The organism is Nonomuraea solani, assembly GCF_900108335.1.
GTDB lineage: Bacteria > Actinomycetota > Actinomycetes > Streptosporangiales > Streptosporangiaceae > Nonomuraea > Nonomuraea solani.
In genome coordinates, this window is the sequence record NZ_FNVT01000043.1 from 1 (window position 1) to 12,668 (window position 12,668).

Sequence of the window (12,668 nt, forward strand, 5' to 3'; positions counted from 1 at the left end):
ACCCCAACCTGTGGAAGAACGGCGACAAGGGTGCCACCAAGCTCACCCCGCTGACCGAGGCCCAGTACAAGCAGCTGCTCGACGACAAGGCCGCCGGCAAGGTCAAGGGCAAGGTGTTCAAGGACGACCTCGGCGACTACTGGCTGAACCAGTTCTACGTCATCCAGTGGTACAAGGTCTCCGCCGCCACCAAGTACTACCACGACAGCTTCTTCATCTTCACCGGTGGCGAGGCTTCGCTGGTCGACCGTGGCCGTCTCGGCGACAACGTTGGTGGCCAGGGCTTCGCGTGGAACCAGCCGTCCGCCGGCAAGTACGTCCGGACGTTCGGTTACCCGTACGGCCCCCACCTCGACGGCAACCGGCCCTACACCGGTGTCACGCCGAAGTGGTGCTACGGCAAGACCGCCAGCAAGGCTCTGCTCATCCCCTCCAAGAAGGTCGAAGAGCAGCAGTCCCTGAAGTGCGCCGTGACCGCCGGCTACGACGGTGGCCCGTGGCTGTACAAGTACAGCAACGCCAAGCGTCTCGGCTACGTCAACGGTGTCACCAGCCTCATCGCTGACACCAACGACGACAAGCGCTACGACACGATCACGTCGCCGTACTTCGACGGCGAGACCGCCACGATCTACAAGGCCGCTGCGGCCGTGTGGTCCGGCAAGCTCGTCAAGTAGTAACGCCGCGATCCGAACAACGACTCCGGTCGGCGTTCAGTAGCAACACCAAAGGGCTCGGCATCCGCCGGGCCCTTTGGCCTTTATATATCGACAAATCTGGTCACTTCCCTTACCGGGAGTCACTCAGAGTCGATAGGGTCTTTACACCCCGTTTGACAATCTGTGGAGCCTCCGTTGAAGCGCCTGCTCATCCCCCTCGCCGTCGCTGGCCTGAGCGCCGCCGCCCTTGCCGTCCCCGCCCAGGCAGAACCCCAATGGGCGACCGACAACCTCGCCCCCAAGCCCGCGGACGCGTACGGCGTCGCCGACTTCTGGCTCGACGCCAACGGAGCGGCCCTGCGTAAGGCCACCCAGTACCGCCTGGACGCCAAGACCGTGCCCAGGCTCGTTTCGTCGGGGAGCCAGAGCGCCCCCGACGGCAAGCCCGGGATGACGTCCCCGACCGGCAACCCGAAGCCCACGGCCTCCAAGAACATCAACCTGCCGAAGACCATCGGCAAGGTGTTCTTCGTCGACAGCAAGAACAACCTCCGCTGGTGCTCGGCCACCTCCATCCAGTCGCGCAACCGCAACCTGGTCGCCACCGCCGGCCACTGCGTGTACGAGAACGGCAAGGACGTCTACCGGAACTGGATCTTCATTCCGGGCTACTACCAGGGCAAGTCGCCCTGGGGCGTCTACGTGGGCGCGTACGCCTTCACCGCCTACGACCTCGACACCTACGACGACTACGACGGCGACTTCGCCTTCGTGGCCGTCCACAACGGCTTCTCCCTCCTCGGCGGCGGCGAGGGCAAGCAGGTGCTGAAGTCCGAGTTCGACAGCTTCATGGGCAAGAAGGGCGTCAAGTCCACCGAACTCAAGGACATCCCGGGCGGCAAGACGGCGGAGCAGCAGTATAAGGAGGGCCTCGACAAGTACGGCCCCAACAGCGGCTTCCGCGCCGAGGGCTTCACCACGAAGGACCCCGCCGGCGGCAACTTCAAGGACTCGGTCCCGACCAACAACGAGGTCGAGGTCACGGAGCTGCAGTGGAACGCGGCCCCGGCGGCCGACGAGGACCCCGGCAAGTGGAAGAACGGCGACAAGGGTGCCACCAAGAGCACCCCGCTCACCGAAGCCCAGTACAAGCAACTGCTCAATGACAAGGCCGCCGGCAAGGTCAAGGGCAAGGTCTACAAGGACGACCTCGGCGACTACTGGCTCAAGCAGTTCTACCTGGTCCAGTGGTACAAGGTCACCGCCGGCACCAAGTACTTCCACGACAGCTTCTTCATCTTCCCGACCGCCGGCAAGGCCAAGGACCTGGGCCGTCTCGGTGACGTGGTCGGTGGCCAGGGCATCGCGTGGAACCAGAAGATGGGCCAGGTCGTGACGGCCTTCGGCTACCCGAGCGACCCGCACCCCGACGGCGACCGGCCGTTCACCGGCGTCACGCCGAAGTGGTGCACCGGCAAGACCGGCACGAAGCAGTACCAGGTCAACACCTTCAAGGTGGAGACCCACCAGGTGCTCAAGTGCTCCATGACGGGCGGCGCCGACGGCGGCCCCTGGCTCATGCGCTACGACAACAACAAGCGCACCGGCTACGTCAACGGCGTGACCAGCCTGTTCGCGGACACCGACAAGAACGAGCGGATCGACTACATCAGCTCGGCCTACTTCGACGGTGAGGTGGCCGACGTTTACAACAAGGCCAACTACGCCGAGACCAAGGCGATCGTCGGCCCGAACGGCGACATGCTGAAGTAGCCTCTGCCACGAGAAAGGCCCGGATCCAAGGATCTGGGCCTTTCTTCATCTCACACGGCCGTCAGCTCGCACAGACGCTCGCGCAGCGCCATCACACCGCCGTCAGCTCACGCGTACGCTCGCGCAGCGCCATCACAGGCCGCTCGTTCTTGTACGGCTCCAGCCGCCGCCGCAGATCGGCCGCGTACGACCGGGACCGGCTCGACTGCAGCTCACTGGCCAGCGTCAGCGCCCCGGACGCCGCCGAGCACGCCTCCTCCAGCTCCCCGCACTGCAGCAGCCCGGCCGCCAGCAGCGACAGGTTGAACATGCGCCCCCTGACGAACCGGGAGTCCATGTCGAGCGATCGCCGAGCCTGACGCACGGCCCGCTCGCCCTCCCCCAGGTCACGGAAACAGTGGGCGAATTTCGCGGACAGGTAAGCCTCGTCGAAGTAGCTGAGCCACTTGGGCTCCTCGGCGGGCTTGCGGGCATCGAAGGCGCACTCGGCCTCGTGCAGGGAGGCGCCGCAGGAGCGGGCGTCACCCATGCCGGCGTGCGCGTGGGCCTCCAGGACGTGCGCGGAGGCGAGGAGCGTCTTGACCCCGGCGGTGCGGGCCGCCATCTGCGCGGCCCTGGCCAGGTCGAGGGCGTGGGCCGGCTGGCCCATGTAGATGGCCTGGTGAGCCATGCCGGCCAGGATCTCGCCGCCCAGGGTCTGGTCGTCGGCGCCCCTGGCCAGGCGCAGGGCCTGGATCAGGTAGCGCTGGGCCAGGCCGTGCTGCTCCATGTCGTAGGCCATCCAGCCCGCCAGGCGGGTCAGCTCGGCGGCCGCCGCGGCCAGTTGCCTGCCGGTGGACTCCCCGTACGAGCCGTCCTTGAGCAGGGGCGAGACGGCGGTGTCGAGGTATTTGACCACGGACGAGCGGACCCGGCCGCTGCCGAACCGGTTGTCGAGCTCACCGAAGGATCGGGTGACCTCGTGAATCGCGGCGACGTCGGCGCGGCCGACCCGCCGCGTGCCGGTGCCGCTCGGGCGTCCCTCGGACGGGGACGTCAGCCAGCGAATGGCTCCTACCGAGCCTGCTCCTATCGCGAACGTCGAGTCGATCAGGAACCTCCGTCTCTCCACATCGGCTCGCCACAGCGCCGTCACGGTCGCGACCCCCTCCTGCCACGTGTGCGTGAACTCCTGTCCGAGATCGAGGGGTGTGATGATGGCCGGCATGCCCAGATCCTCCGAGCTGACCTGCCTGCCTAGCCGCAGTGCGAAGATCTCGGTGAGCAGGCACGGCACGGGATCGCGCGGCCTCTGACCGCCGATCCAGCGCAGGACGGAACTGTGGTCGTACTTGAGGCCGGGCGTGCCACGAGCGGCGCCCAGATCGTTGAGGCGCCTGGCCAGTCCCTTGTGGGAAAACCCCGCCTCCGCGATGAGCTGCTGCAGCAGTCGATTCGGCTCACGTTCCATCGCTCTCCTCGTCACAGGAGCCGGCGCCCACATCCTTACAGAGAGCTACTGTTATAGCACCTTGCGTAAAGGATTTATGGCAGTTCCCAAAGGACAAGCCAACTCCATCCCACACCCATGCGCCGGATCCACGCAGCGAAGACCGGCGGCTCACTCCTGGACGGGGACCTCTACTACCCGAGGCACGCCGGAGTATTCCGAAAGCCCTAAAGGGATGCGGGGGCCGAAAGGCCCCCGCTGCTCAGACCAGGCGCGCCACGCCGTCGGCCCGCGCCTGAGCGGCCACCGCGGCCGTCACGGCCGGCGCCACGCGCTCGTCGAACGGGCTCGGGATGATGTACGCGGACGACAGGTCGTCGCCGACGACGCCCGCCAGCGCGTTGGCCGCGGCCACCTTCATGTTCTCGGTGATCGTGGTGGCCCGCACGTCGAGCGCGCCACGGAACACGCCGGGGAAGGCCAGCACGTTGTTGATCTGGTTGGGGAAGTCGGAGCGCCCGGTGGCCACGACCCCGACGTGCTTGGCCGCCACGTCGGGGTGCACCTCGGGGGTGGGGTTGGACAGGGCGAACACGATGGCGTCGGGCGCCATGGAGGCGATGGCCTCCTCCGAGACGGTGGATCCGGACAGCCCCAAGAACAGGTCGGCCCCCGCCAGCGCCTCCTCGGTCGAGCCGGTGTGGCCCGCGCGGTTGGTGTCGCGGGCGAGCGCCTCCTTGATCGGGTTGAGGCCCTCCCTGCCCGCGTAGATCATGCCCTTGGAGTCGGCGACCGCGATGTCGCCGATGCCCGCCTCCAGCAGGATGCGCGTGACGGCGACGCCCGAGGCGCCCGCACCGGCCACCACGGCGCGCAGGTCGCCCAGGGAGCGGCCGGTCAGGCGGGCGGCGTTCTGCAGGGCCGCCAGGGCCACGATGGCGGTGCCGTGCTGGTCGTCGTGGAAGACGGGGATGTCGAGCAGATCGCGCAGCCGGTCTTCGACCTCGAAGCAGCGGGGGGCGCTGATGTCCTCCAGGTTGATGCCGCCGAACGAGGGCGCGAGACGCACCACGGTCTCGACGAGCGCGTCGACGTCGGTGCAGTCGAGGCAGATGGGGACGGCGTCGACGTTGGCGAACTCCTTGAACAGCAGCGCCTTGCCCTCCATCACCGGCATGGCGGCCGCGGGGCCGATGTCGCCGAGGCCGAGCACCGCGGTGCCGTCGGAGACGACGGCGACCACCCGGGAGACCCAGGTGTAGTCGTTGACCAGCGCGGGGTTGTCGGCTATCGCGGTGCAGACCCGGGCGACGCCGGGCGTGTAGGCGAGGGAGAGGTCGTCCGCGTCGCGGACGGGAACGGTGGAGCGGACCTCGAGCTTGCCTCCGCGGTGCAGCGCGAAAGCCGGGTCGAGGTCGAGTGATTCGATGGAAGCAGAAGCGGGCGTGGCAGCCACAGCGACCCCTGTAGTCATTGGAAGCGGAAGAGACCGTCGGCGGACGAGCGCGAGTGGCCTGGCTTCGGTGCTGCCAGGGTCCCCTCATCGGTCGTCTCAGAGGGGTACGGGGGTCACCCGTTCCCCCATAGTGCCACATGCTGAGATGGTGTTCGGTGTCGTAGCCGACGCCGTTCTGTTGACGCATTGTTAAATGGCGGATGACGGACCGCAGCAAAACCCCATTTAAACTGCACAAAACGCAAGTTTCGTAGCATTTCACTTCGAGGAGGCCGTACATGGCCCTCAGCCCCAAGGGCCGCCGCGGCTACGCCGCCGGCGCGCTCGCCCTGACCGCTGTTCTCGCACTGACCGCGTGCGGCAGCGAGAGCGGCACGACCTCCGGCACCACCAGTGCGACCGCCTCCGCCGCCGGCGGCGTCAAGCTGGTGCAGCCCGGCAAGCTCACGGTCTGTACGAACATCCCGTACGAGCCGTTCCAGTTCAAGGACGCCAGCGGCAAGATCGTCGGCTTCGACGTCGACATCGTCGACCTGGCCGCGAAGAAGCTGGGCGTGACCCAGAACATCGTGGACATCGACTTCGCCGTGATCAAGAGCGGCGCCGCCATGGCCGCGGGCAAGTGCGACGTCGCCGCCGCGGGCATGACGATCACGCCCGAGCGCCAGAAGAACATCGACTTCTCCGTGCCCTACTTCGACGCCACGCAGGCCCTGCTGGCCAAGAAGGGCACGGGGGCGACGTCGCTGGCGGACGTCAAGGCCAAGGGTCTCAAGCTGGGCGCCCAGGCCAGCACGACCGGCCTCGAATACGTCAAGAAGCAGGGCTTCGACCCCACCGAGTACGCCGACTCCGCCAAGGAGCTGCTGGCGCTGCAGGCGGGCCAGGCCGACGTGATCGTCCAGGACCTGCCCGTCGTGCTCACCTGGCTGAAGAAGCCCGAGGTGGCCGAGAAGTTCGAGATGATCGGCAGCCTCGACACCGGTGAGCAGTACGGCATCGGCCTGAAGAAGGGTGCCGACCCCACGTTGCTCAAGACGATCAACGAGGAGATCACCAAGGCCAAGGAAGACGGCACCTACGAGAAGATCTTCGTGAAGTGGTTCGGCAAGAAGCCCGGCGAGCTGGGCTGATCCATGGCCGACCAGCCGAAGACGGCACCGAAGACGGCTGAGCCTGGGCGTGCCAGGCTCAGCCCCCGGAAGAAGCAGCGGATCAGCCTCGCCGTCCAGTACGTCGTCCTGGCCGCCGTCCTCGTCGGCGTCGCCCTGTACGCCGACTGGGCCAGCCTCGCCCAGAACTTCGCCAAGATCGACGTGGCGGAGGAGGCCCTGCCCGACCTGTTCACCATCGCGCTGCGCAACACGATCATCTACACGGTGGGCGGGTTCGTCTTCGCGTTCGTGCTGGGCCTGGTGCTGGCGCTCATGCGGCTCTCGCAGGTCCTGCCGTACCGGTGGATCGCGAGCGTCTACATCGAGATCTTCCGCGGCCTGCCCGCGCTGCTGATCTTCTTGATGATCACGTTCCTGCCGCTGGCGCTGCCCGGTTTCCAGGTGCCCGGGGGCACGTACGGGCAGGGCATTCTCGGGCTCGGCCTGGTCGGCGCGGCCTACCAGGCGGAGGTGTTCCGCGCGGGCCTGCAGGCCGTGCCCAAGGGGCAGACCGAGGCCGCCAGGTCGCTCGGCATGTCGGCCACCCGCGCCCAGGTGACCGTGGTGATCCCGCAGGCCATCCGCATGGTCATCCCGCCGACCACCAACCAGTTCGTGGCGCTGCTCAAGGACTCGTCGCTGGTGCTGTTCCTCGGCGTGTCCGGCGAGTACGTCGAGCTGGCCAAGTTCGGCAACGACCTGGCCTCCCAGTTCGCCAACGCCACGCCGATCATGGTCGCCGGCCTGACCTACCTGATCGTCACCATTCCGCTGGGCTACCTCGCGTCCCGGCTGGAGGGACGTAAGGGGAGGACCGCATGACGAACGCCATCGAGCTGCACGACCTGCACAAATACTTCGGCAAGAACGAGGTGCTCAAGGGCATCGACCTGACGGTCGAGCCCGGCCAGGTGGTCTGCGTCATCGGCCCGTCGGGCTCGGGCAAGTCCACCCTGCTGCGCTGCGTCAACCTGCTGGAGCAGCCCACCCGGGGCAAGGTGTTCGTGCAGGGGGTCGAGGTGACCGACCTCGACGTCGACATCGACGCCGTCAGACGGCACATCGGCATGGTCTTCCAGCAGTTCAACCTGTTCCCGCACATGACGGCGCTGCAGAACGTGATGATCGCCCAGCAGCGGGTGCTCAAGCGGAGTAAGAAGGAAGCCGAGATCGTCGCCAGGGAAAACCTGGACAAGGTCGGCGTGGGTGCCAAGTGCGACTCCCTGCCGAGCCAGCTCTCCGGCGGGCAGCAGCAGCGGGTGGCCATCGCCAGGGCGCTGGCCATGAACCCGGACCTGATGCTGTTCGACGAGCCGACCTCGGCGCTCGACCCCGAACTGGTCGGCGACGTGCTCACCGTCATGCGCAAGCTGGCCGAGGAGGGGATGACCATGCTCGTGGTCACCCACGAGATGGGCTTCGCGCGCGAGGTGGCCGACCGGGTGGTGTTCATGGACGGTGGCGTGATCGTCGAGGACGGCGCCCCCGCCCAGGTGATCGGTGATCCACAGCACGAGCGCACCCGTACGTTCCTGCACCGCGTGCTGCACCCCGAGGGATAGGCGCGGACGGCGGGGCGCGCGGTTCCTCGCGGGCCGCCCCGCCGTCTGGTGTAATACACCGGCATGGACCTGACCTCTTACGCCGAGTGGGCGGTCCGGCTGGCCAACGACCCTGACCCGCCGCCCGAGCTCAGGCGGCTGCGCGACGAGCTGGCCGCCGTCTTCGACACGGCCGGCGACAGAGACGCGGCCACGGTGGTGGCCGAGCGCCTGAACGCCCTTCTCGTGCGCTATCCCGTACGCCCTCAGCTCTCCGACCATGACGGCACCGGCTGGCACCTCCACCTGGCCGAGGACTCCGCCGCCAGCGCCGTGATGGGCCTGGCCGCGGTCGTCGCGGAGTTCGGCGCGGACCGGCTCGGCCGGTGCCGTGAGCCGCACTGCGGACGCGCCTTCATCGACACCTCCTCCAACCGCTCCCGCCGCTACTGCTCGTCCCGCTGCGCCAGCCGCGCCAACGTGGCCGCCTTCCGCGCCCGCCGCCGCAACGGCTCCTGACGGCGCCGCAACGGCTCCTGACGCCGTCGCTACGGCTCCTGACGGCGCCGCATCAGGGGCCAGTAGCGCAGCACCACCCGCCCCACGATGTCGGAGACCGGCCCGAAGTCCCAGCTGTCGCGCCGCCCGCTGGCCCGCTGGTTGTCGCTCTCCAGCCACCACCCGTCCCGCCCGTGCCACTGCGCCCGTTTCACGATGAGCCGCCCGGGATCGCCGGGAAGCCTGGCCACCACGAGATCGCCCGGATGCACGGTGGCCCCCCGGCGCACCAGAAGCCAGTCCCCGGGCATCAGCCCGGGGCGCATCGAATCACCTTCGACACGCACTCTCATCGGCTATGACCCCCTACACGGCAGGCGATGGGACACGAGTAAGGTCGGTTGTGGACCAAGCTGATTCAGCATCCAGGAAGGACTTTCTGATGCTCGCACGACTGCTACGACCCAAGCATGTCGCTTCCGCCCACTGCGACCTGCCCTGTGGGGTCTACGACCCCGCTCAGGCCCGGATCGAGGCCGAGTCGGTCAAGGCGATCATGGAGAAGTACGCGGCCAACGAGGACCCGGTCTTCCGCTCCCGCGCGGTCACCATCAAGGAGGAGCGCGCCGAGCTGGTCAAGCACCACCTCTGGGTGCTCTGGACCGACTACTTCAAGCCGCCGCACCTCGAGCAGTACCCCCAGCTCCACCAGCTGTTCTGGGACGCCACCAAGCTCGCGGGCGCGGCGGGCGCCAAGGGCACGGTCGACGTCGCCAAGGCCGAGGACCTGCTGGGCAAGATCGACGAAATCTCCAAGATCTTCTGGGAGACCAAGGCCGCCTAAAACGGCACAATAGGCTCTGTGCGGTCCCAACCGCGCAGAGCCTTTTCCGTTGATGGCGAGTCTGAATAGTCCAAGCACCTCTCAGGGGCGGTAAGTTGCAGTCAGCGTCGGAAACGCGAGGAGGAACGTGACCGAGGAAACCGAGACGCGCGCAGAGGGCGTGGCCGGCATTCGTGACGTGGTGAGCATCAGGCTCCCCGCCGCGAGCGCCTACCTGTCCGTCCTGCGAACGGCCACCGCCGGTCTGGCGGCGCGGCTCGACTTCACCCTGGACGAGATCGAGGATCTGCGCATCGCGGTCGACGAGGCCTGCGCCATGCTGCTGACCGAGGCGGTCCCGGGCACCGATCTGACCGCCGAGTTCGAGCTGACCGGGCAGGAGATGCAGGTCAGGGTTGAGGTGGCGACGGTCGGCAGCTCAGCGCCCAAGCGCGACGACTTCGCCTGGATGGTGCTGACCGCCCTGGCCGACGACGTCGACGCGGTGACCGACTCCCCTGATCGCATGGCGATCGTCCTGCGTAAGCGCCGAGGCGCGGCGAGGCCGGCGTGACGGAAAGGACTGGAGCCATGGCCACCAGCGAACACGCCGTGCCCGACAGGGTGCGCGCTCGCATGCTCTTCGCCGAGCTGGCCGAGCTGGGTCCCGAGGAGCCGCGCCGCCAGCGCATCAGGGACGAGCTGGTCGAGCTTCACCTTCCCCTGGTCGAATACCTGGCCCGCCGCTTCCGCAACCGGGGCGAATGGCTCGACGACCTCACGCAGGTCGCCACGATCGGCCTGATCAAGTCGATCGACCGGTTCGACCTCAACCGCGGCGTGGAGTTCTCCACCTACGCCACGCCCACCATCGTCGGTGAGATCAAGCGGCACTTCCGCGACAAGGGCTGGGCGGTCCGCGTGCCGCGCCGCCTGCAGGAGCTGAAGCTCTCGCTCACCAAGGCGATCAGCGACCTGTCCCAGCGCGAGGGCCGTGCCCCGACGGTCTCCGAGCTGGCCTCCTACCTGAAGATGACCGAGGAGGAGGTGCTCGAGGGCCTCGAGTCGGCCAACGCCTACTCGACCGTGTCGCTCGACGCGCCCGACTCCGGCGACGACGACGCCCCCGCGGTGTCCGACTCGCTCGGCATCGTGGACGAGTCGCTTGAGGGCGTGGAATACCGCGAGTCGCTCAAACCGCTGCTCGAACGGCTCCCGCCGCGCGAGAAGCGCATCCTGCTGCTGCGTTTCTTCGGCAACATGACGCAGTCGCAGATCGCCACCGAGCTGGGCATCTCGCAGATGCACGTCTCACGGCTCCTGGCCCGCACCCTCGCGCAGCTGCGCGAGGGCCTGACCGCGGACGACTAACCCTCGCCGTAGAGAGCCTGGGTGGTGGGAGGCGCCAGCAGGGTCACGAGCCCTGTCAGGGCGACCACGATCAGCGGGATCCCGAGCTGCGGCTGCGCCGACTGGATCAGCGTGCCGCCGACGGGCAGCATGAAGATCTGGGCCAGCACGGCCGGCGACCTCCCCCACCGCTCCATCTTGAACAGCCCGCCCCAGGCGACCCAGAGCAGACCGGCGCCGATCAGCACGCCGAAGACCGCCTCCGCCACGGCGCCGATCAGGGTGGCCGGCACTCCCATCAGCGTCTCCACCGCGACGTAGACGCCGAGCCCGAGCGCGATCAGCCCTTCGAGGGCGACGACCACGGCGGCGATGAGGAGGGTGAGCGGGCGAGGATTCACGTCCGTACCCTACCTCTCGGGGCGGGCGGTCCAGGAAACAGGACGTTCGGCCGATTAGGCGGACAACGCCATTGGCTACGCTGGCGATATGCGCGCCATGCTGCTGGTCAATCCCAAGGCCACGACCACGAATTCCCGCACCAGGGACGTGCTGATCCGCGCACTCGGCGCGGCCGTGGACCTCACGGTCGAGGAGACGCGCTACCGGGGCCACGCCGCCTCGCTGGCCGCGACCGCCCGCGCCAAGGGCTACGACGTGATGGCGGTGCTCGGGGGCGACGGCACGATCAACGAGACCGTCAACGGCCTGCTCAACCCGGTCGACGGCGAGCGGATCCCGCCGTCCGACGATCCCAGCTCCGAACGGCCCGCGCTCATCGTCATCCCCGGTGGCAGCGCCAATGTCTTCGCCCGCGCGCTCGGGCTGCCGAACGATCCGGTGGAGTCCACGGGCGTGGTGCTGGAGGCGCTCAGGGAGGGCCGGCGCAGGACGGTGGGTTTGGGGCAGGCCCTCTGGGACGGCGAAAGCCGCTATTTCACCTTCTGCTCGGGGATGGGCTACGACGCCGAGGTCATACGCGCCGTAGAGGGCCTCCGGGGCACCGGCAGGAAGGCTACCCCTGCACGGTATGTGAACACCGCTCTACGGCACTATCTGGCCACGGACAAGCGGCATCCGGCGATGACCCTGACCGGTCCCGGCATCCCCACGGCGACGGGGGTGTTCATGGCGCTCATCACCAACACCTCACCATGGACGTACGTCGGCGCCCTCCCCGTCCGGCCGACCCCGTGGGCGAGCTTCGAGACCGGGCTGGACCTCCTAGGACTGCGGCGGCTGGGGCTGGTCGCGCTCACGCCGGTGATCCGGCAGATCCTTACGGAGAGTGACAACCTTCCGTCCGGCCGGCACCTCGTCCAGCTCCATGACGAGCCCGAGTTCACTCTCACCGCGGAGCGCCCTATGGCCTTCCAACTGGACGGCGACTACCTGGGAGAACGTGAAACCGTAACATTCCGGTCTACACCGAACGCATTACAAGTTCTGGTCTAGCTGGTTACATTCGGTCATTGTGTGACGCATCCGACATCCATCACCACCAAAACTTCCCGTCAACCCTCTTGCGAGCACTCTCCGTGGCTGACAAGCTCAGGGATGTCGGAACGTAGGACCTTTAACAACCCCGAGGTCCTCCGACGGGCAGCGGACGACCCCGGTCCTCAACAGGATTCGGGTAATTGTTCGCGCGAGTTAGTGAAACTCTTCACAAAGTAGCCGCACGGAGCCGACCAGAGGCTCCATCTACTAAGGAGTGGACGCATGGACTGGCGCCACGTAGCTGCCTGCCGTGACGTGGACCCCGAGCTGTTCTTCCCGATCGGCAACACCGGCCCGGCCCTCATGCAGATCGAGGAGGCCAAGCAGGTCTGCCGGTCCTGCTCGGCCGTCGACGCCTGCCTGAAGTGGGCGCTGGAGTCCGGTCAGGACGCTGGCGTCTGGGGCGGTCTGAGCGAGGACGAGCGACGCGCTCTCAAGCGCCGCACCGCTCGTGCCCGCGCCCGCGCCTCCGCCTGAACAACAGC

At 67.7% G+C, this 12,668-nt stretch carries 14 protein-coding genes and 1 pseudogene; 11 read left to right on the top strand and 4 right to left on the bottom strand.

The window, feature by feature from the left end:
* Positions 1-677 (top strand): annotated as a pseudogene (locus tag C4V41_RS63745) (hypothetical protein); the annotation flags it as partial.
* A gap of 177 nt (positions 678-854) precedes the next feature.
* Positions 855-2,432: a trypsin-like serine peptidase gene (locus C4V41_RS58450; protein WP_103964680.1), complete on the top strand. Its 1,578-nt coding sequence runs from the start codon at positions 855-857 to the stop codon at positions 2,430-2,432.
* Positions 2,433-2,523: 91 nt separating this feature from the next.
* Here the strand turns inward: C4V41_RS58450 and C4V41_RS58455 are convergent, their stop codons facing one another.
* Together C4V41_RS58455 and C4V41_RS58460 are read right to left on the bottom strand one after the other, a co-directional pair.
* Positions 2,524-3,882, bottom strand: coding sequence for a hypothetical protein (locus C4V41_RS58455; RefSeq protein ID WP_103964681.1), 1,359 nt, complete (start codon positions 3,880-3,882; stop codon positions 2,524-2,526).
* Positions 3,883-4,123: 241 nt separating this feature from the next.
* Positions 4,124-5,335 (bottom strand): NAD(P)-dependent malic enzyme, encoded by a 1,212-nt coding sequence (locus C4V41_RS58460; protein WP_103964682.1) that lies wholly within the window; start codon positions 5,333-5,335, stop codon positions 4,124-4,126.
* Positions 5,336-5,595: 260 nt separating this feature from the next.
* On the opposite strand from C4V41_RS58460, the gene C4V41_RS58465 reads away from it, so the two are divergent.
* The 4 genes from C4V41_RS58465 (at position 5,596) to C4V41_RS58480 (ending at position 8,531) form a co-directional block, all read left to right on the top strand.
* Positions 5,596-6,450, top strand: a complete 855-nt coding sequence (locus tag C4V41_RS58465; RefSeq protein ID WP_103964683.1) for an ABC transporter substrate-binding protein — start codon at positions 5,596-5,598, stop codon at positions 6,448-6,450.
* 3 nt (positions 6,451-6,453) lie between these two features.
* Positions 6,454-7,293: an amino acid ABC transporter permease gene (locus C4V41_RS58470; RefSeq protein WP_103964684.1), complete on the top strand. Its 840-nt coding sequence runs from the start codon at positions 6,454-6,456 to the stop codon at positions 7,291-7,293.
* Positions 7,290-8,033 (top strand): amino acid ABC transporter ATP-binding protein, encoded by a 744-nt coding sequence (locus C4V41_RS58475; RefSeq protein ID WP_103964685.1) that lies wholly within the window; start codon positions 7,290-7,292, stop codon positions 8,031-8,033. The genes C4V41_RS58470 and C4V41_RS58475 overlap by 4 nt, the downstream gene beginning before the upstream one ends.
* 63 nt (positions 8,034-8,096) lie before the next feature.
* The gene (locus tag C4V41_RS58480; RefSeq protein WP_103964686.1) at positions 8,097-8,531 is read left to right on the top strand and encodes a CGNR zinc finger domain-containing protein; all 435 of its coding nucleotides are present in this window, start codon (positions 8,097-8,099) and stop codon (positions 8,529-8,531) included.
* 29 nt (positions 8,532-8,560) lie between these two features.
* Here C4V41_RS58480 and C4V41_RS58485 read toward each other — a convergent pair whose 3' ends face one another.
* A complete protein-coding gene (locus C4V41_RS58485) occupies positions 8,561-8,863 on the bottom strand; it encodes a S24 family peptidase (protein ID WP_103964687.1) in 303 nt (100 codons plus the stop codon).
* A gap of 89 nt (positions 8,864-8,952) precedes the next feature.
* Between C4V41_RS58485 and sodN the strand changes: the two genes are divergently transcribed.
* The 3 genes from sodN to C4V41_RS58500 all read left to right on the top strand — a co-directional run bounded on the left by sodN (position 8,953) and on the right by C4V41_RS58500 (position 10,704).
* Positions 8,953-9,354, top strand: a complete 402-nt coding sequence (gene sodN, locus C4V41_RS58490; protein ID WP_103964688.1) for a superoxide dismutase, Ni — start codon at positions 8,953-8,955, stop codon at positions 9,352-9,354.
* A gap of 127 nt (positions 9,355-9,481) precedes the next feature.
* Complete coding sequence (locus tag C4V41_RS58495; RefSeq protein ID WP_103964689.1) at positions 9,482-9,907, top strand: ATP-binding protein; 426 nt, start codon at positions 9,482-9,484, stop codon at positions 9,905-9,907.
* Between the two features lie 17 nt (positions 9,908-9,924).
* The gene (locus C4V41_RS58500) at positions 9,925-10,704 is read left to right on the top strand and encodes an RNA polymerase sigma factor SigF (protein WP_200825006.1); all 780 of its coding nucleotides are present in this window, start codon (positions 9,925-9,927) and stop codon (positions 10,702-10,704) included.
* Here C4V41_RS58500 and C4V41_RS58505 read toward each other — a convergent pair.
* A complete protein-coding gene (locus tag C4V41_RS58505; RefSeq protein ID WP_103964690.1) occupies positions 10,701-11,084 on the bottom strand; it encodes a hypothetical protein in 384 nt (127 codons plus the stop codon). The two genes, C4V41_RS58500 and C4V41_RS58505, sit on opposite strands and share 4 nt — an antisense overlap.
* An 88-nt stretch (positions 11,085-11,172) precedes the next feature.
* Between C4V41_RS58505 and C4V41_RS58510 the strand changes: the two genes are divergently transcribed.
* Both C4V41_RS58510 and C4V41_RS58515 read left to right on the top strand, forming a co-directional pair.
* Positions 11,173-12,138 carry a diacylglycerol/lipid kinase family protein gene (locus C4V41_RS58510; protein WP_103964691.1) on the top strand — a complete coding sequence of 322 codons (966 nt, stop codon included), beginning with the start codon at positions 11,173-11,175 and terminating at the stop codon, positions 12,136-12,138.
* Between the two features lie 267 nt (positions 12,139-12,405).
* A complete protein-coding gene (locus C4V41_RS58515) occupies positions 12,406-12,660 on the top strand; it encodes a WhiB family transcriptional regulator (protein WP_103964692.1) in 255 nt (84 codons plus the stop codon).
* Positions 12,661-12,668 lie beyond the last annotated feature (8 nt).

Bases quoted from the DNA above. Each gene is read 5' to 3' on its own strand.
- sodN (WP_103964688.1), top strand. From the start codon at position 8,953: ATGCTCGCACGACTGCTACGACCCAAGCATGTCGCTTCCGCCCACTGC.
- C4V41_RS58485 (WP_103964687.1), bottom strand. From the start codon at position 8,863: ATGAGAGTGCGTGTCGAAGGTGATTCGATGCGCCCCGGGCTGATGCCC.
- C4V41_RS58455 (WP_103964681.1), bottom strand. From the start codon at position 3,882: ATGGAACGTGAGCCGAATCGACTGCTGCAGCAGCTCATCGCGGAGGCG.
- C4V41_RS58515 (WP_103964692.1), top strand. From the start codon at position 12,406: ATGGACTGGCGCCACGTAGCTGCCTGCCGTGACGTGGACCCCGAGCTG.
- C4V41_RS58470 (WP_103964684.1), top strand. From the start codon at position 6,454: ATGGCCGACCAGCCGAAGACGGCACCGAAGACGGCTGAGCCTGGGCGT.
- C4V41_RS58460 (WP_103964682.1), bottom strand. From the start codon at position 5,335: ATGACTACAGGGGTCGCTGTGGCTGCCACGCCCGCTTCTGCTTCCATC.
- C4V41_RS58465 (WP_103964683.1), top strand. From the start codon at position 5,596: ATGGCCCTCAGCCCCAAGGGCCGCCGCGGCTACGCCGCCGGCGCGCTC.
- C4V41_RS58500 (WP_200825006.1), top strand. From the start codon at position 9,925: ATGGCCACCAGCGAACACGCCGTGCCCGACAGGGTGCGCGCTCGCATG.
- C4V41_RS58510 (WP_103964691.1), top strand. From the start codon at position 11,173: ATGCGCGCCATGCTGCTGGTCAATCCCAAGGCCACGACCACGAATTCC.
- C4V41_RS58475 (WP_103964685.1), top strand. From the start codon at position 7,290: ATGACGAACGCCATCGAGCTGCACGACCTGCACAAATACTTCGGCAAG.
- C4V41_RS58480 (WP_103964686.1), top strand. From the start codon at position 8,097: ATGGACCTGACCTCTTACGCCGAGTGGGCGGTCCGGCTGGCCAACGAC.